This window comes from Noviherbaspirillum suwonense (genome assembly GCF_900182955.1).
In the GTDB taxonomy this organism is placed as follows: domain Bacteria; phylum Pseudomonadota; class Gammaproteobacteria; order Burkholderiales; family Burkholderiaceae_D; genus Noviherbaspirillum_A; species Noviherbaspirillum_A suwonense.
The window spans coordinates 1-2,842 of record NZ_FXUL01000059.1; the positions used below are offsets into that span (position 1 = coordinate 1).

General features: G+C 68.9%; 5 protein-coding genes. 1 reads left to right on the plus strand and 4 read right to left on the minus strand.

The window, feature by feature from the left end:
- Window positions 1–85: 85 nt before the first annotated feature.
- Window positions 86–232, minus strand: coding sequence for a hypothetical protein (locus QOL82_RS29020; protein WP_283445801.1), 147 nt, complete (start codon window positions 230–232; stop codon window positions 86–88).
- A 55-nt stretch (window positions 233–287) separates the two neighbouring features.
- Window positions 288–626: a DUF2917 domain-containing protein gene (locus QOL82_RS29025; RefSeq protein WP_283445802.1), complete on the minus strand. Its 339-nt coding sequence runs from the start codon at window positions 624–626 to the stop codon at window positions 288–290.
- 97 nt (window positions 627–723) lie between these two features.
- Here QOL82_RS29025 and QOL82_RS29030 point away from each other — a divergent pair, with 97 nt between their 5' ends.
- The gene (locus QOL82_RS29030; protein ID WP_430438573.1) at window positions 724–1,602 is read left to right on the plus strand and encodes a LysR family transcriptional regulator; all 879 of its coding nucleotides are present in this window, start codon (window positions 724–726) and stop codon (window positions 1,600–1,602) included.
- Here the strand turns inward: QOL82_RS29030 and bla are convergent.
- Both bla and QOL82_RS29040 read right to left on the minus strand, forming a co-directional pair.
- A complete protein-coding gene (gene bla / locus QOL82_RS29035; protein ID WP_283445803.1) occupies window positions 1,591–2,505 on the minus strand; it encodes a class A beta-lactamase in 915 nt (304 codons plus the stop codon). The genes QOL82_RS29030 and bla overlap by 12 nt on opposite strands.
- Before the next feature lie 109 nt (window positions 2,506–2,614).
- Window positions 2,615–2,842: hypothetical protein (locus tag QOL82_RS29040; protein ID WP_283445804.1), on the minus strand; the 228-nt coding region annotated here is incomplete at its 5' end.

Genomic DNA, 2,842 nt, shown 5'->3' on the forward strand with positions numbered 1-2,842 from the left:
AAGCGTCCGAAACTCGCTTCGCTCAGACAGCGGACGCTTCTTTATCCGATTTCGGCACCAGCGACGTGGCGTCATCAACGGGGATTCACTGCAACTGCAACTGCAACTGCAACTGCAACTGCAACCGCAACTGCAACCGCAACGGTCGCTGCGCGGGCAACAGCAACAGCAACCGCAACCGCAACGGTCGCTGCGCGGAGCCAACAGCAAAACCCGCTGCGCGCATCAGCATGAACCGCGAACACCAAGCGCATCCCGGCCCGCGCCGCCCCCGGCGCACCACCCACTTACGCCCCGGCCTGCACCGCCGCCCCGCAAGGTCGCGCCCCCCGCGCCGCAAACCGCGCCGCGACCCCTTCCCATAACGACCGCGGCGCGTCCAGCCGCTCCATCGTCACCGCCCCCGCAGAATCCGCGTCTTCCAGCGTCAGCCAGACATCATCCCCAGCGCAAAGGCTGATCGCATCCCCAGCCCGGAGCACGTAATCCTTGATATCGCCATCGCGGGTCAGCCACAGGTAGCCGCTGCCGCCGTTGAACGACAGCCGCTGCCGGCCGCGATTGGTGAAGTGAAGGATGCCGCCAGGCTGGATGACGACGCTGCCGACAGGTTGAGTGGTGAGCATGATGACCTCCTTGCATTGACGATGAAGCCAGATTAGCATCTGCAAATTCACACAGGAATTAGCAAAATACGCACACCTTCCGTGCATGAATACACAGATGAAAATGGACTGGGATGACGTGCGGGTGTTTCTCGCGCTGGCGCGCGCCGGCAGCCTGGCGGCGGCGGCGCGCACGTTGCGGGTCGAGCATACGACGGTGGCGCGGCGCATCGCCCAGCTTGAGCAGGCGCTGGGGCTGCACCTGTTCGACCGGCTGCCGCGCGGCTGGATACTGACCAGCGAGGGCGAGCAGCTGGCCGGGCGCGCGGCGCAGATGGAGGAGCAGGCGTTCGAGTTCATGCGCGAGGCGGCCGATGGCGTTCCGCTGTCCGGGACCGTGCGGCTGTCCGCGGCGCCGTCGCTGGGGCAGGAATTCCTGCTGCCGCGGCTGGGTGCGATACACCAGCGCTGGGCCAGCATCACGCTGGAACTGGTGGTGGAAACCCGGGTCGCGGTGCTGTCGCGGCGCGAAGCGGACCTGGCGCTGCGCATCGGCCGGCCGCAGGACCCGGGCCTGGCGGCGCGGCTGCTCGGCAGCATGGCGTACGGGCTATATTGCCGGGCCGGCTATACGGCCGGGCGCAGCGAAGCGCAGTGGCGCTTCATCGGCTATGACGACAGCCTGGCGCACGCGCCCGAACACCAGTGGCTGGAATCCCTGCGCGGCAACCGCAGCTATGCGCTGCGGGCCAACACGCTGCCGCTGCAGCGGGACGCGGTGCGGATGGGGCTCGGGCTGGCGGTGCTGCCGCATTTCATGGCGGCGGCGGACCCGCAGCTGGAACGGGTGCCGGTGGATGCCGGCCCGGTGGCGCGGGAAATCTGGCTGGTGGTGCACCCGGACGTGCGGCGGTCGCCGCGGGTGCGGCTCATCGCCGACCTGCTGGTGGAGGTGGTCGGCGCCGGCGCCGACGTCCTTGCGCCGTCACCCGGCTGAAGCGTCCAGCATCGCCAGCGCGACCTTCGTCGCCGCCGCCAGGATGTCGTTGCGCGGCTCGGCGTCCTTGTCCCGGCGCGTGGTGAAGATCGTCAGCACGATGGGCGGGCGCTGCGGCGGCCACAGCACGGCGACGTCGTTCGCGGTGCCGTACGATCCGGTGCCGGTCTTGTCGCCGACCGTCCAGCCCGCCGGGACGCCGGCCCGGATGCGGGTGTCGCCGGTGGTGTTCGTACGCAGCCAGTGCTGGAGCATCGACCGCTGCGGCGCCGGCAGCAGGGCGCCCAGCGCAAGGCGGGACAGGTGGCCGGTCATCGCGTCGGGCGTCGTCGTGTCGCGCGGGTCGCCGGGCAGCGCGGTATTGAGTTCGGTCTCCCAGCGGTCCAGGCGGAAGGTTTCGTCGCCGGCCGCGCGCGCATGGGCAGTCAGGCCGGCGGGGCCGCCGAGCAGGGCCAGCAGCAGGTTGGCGGCGGTATTGTCGCTGTAGCGGACCGCCGCGTCGCAGAGTTCCGCGACCAGCATGCCCTTGCCGGCCTGCGGTCCGGTGATGGGCGAATAACTGACCAGGTCGCTGGCCGCATACGGAATCCGCCGCGCAAGCAGGCTTTCATCGCGCGTGCTCCGTTCCAGGATCGCGCCGGCCAGCACGGCCTTGAAGGTGCTGCACATCGGGAAGCGCTCGTCGGCGCGGTAGGCAATGCGCCTGCCGCTGCCGGTATCGAGCGCGGACACGCCGAGACGGCCGTCCAGCGATTTCTCGATGTCGCGGAAGCCGGCAGCGGCGGACGCCGGCGCGGACTGCGCAACGGGCGACAGGCTGCAGGCGCTGGCAAATGGGACGGACGCGGCGGCCAGCAACAGGCTGCGGCGATGGAGGAAACGGCGGGAAACGGCGTCTGACATCGGCGAACGAAGAAGAGTGGGCGAAGGCGGCAATTATAGTCAGCGCCTTCCCCGGATGCTGCCGCGGCCATCGGGAACCGGAGTCCGGTCCCGACAGCATGCAGTCGCCTTACTTGAACCCGACCATCTGGAAGCCGCCGAAGTTCTGCAGCAGTTCGTTGGTGGTCTTCGAGCTTGCATCGACCTGGGTGACCGGGGCGATGACAGCCGAGGGGCTGGCGAAGCCGCCGGCGACAGCGATGTTATGGTTGCCGAAGTTGACGTTGCTGCCGCCGCGCACAGCAGCCATGTCGGAAGCGCCGAGTTGTTTGGACGAAGCCAGGTCTTTGATGGTCAG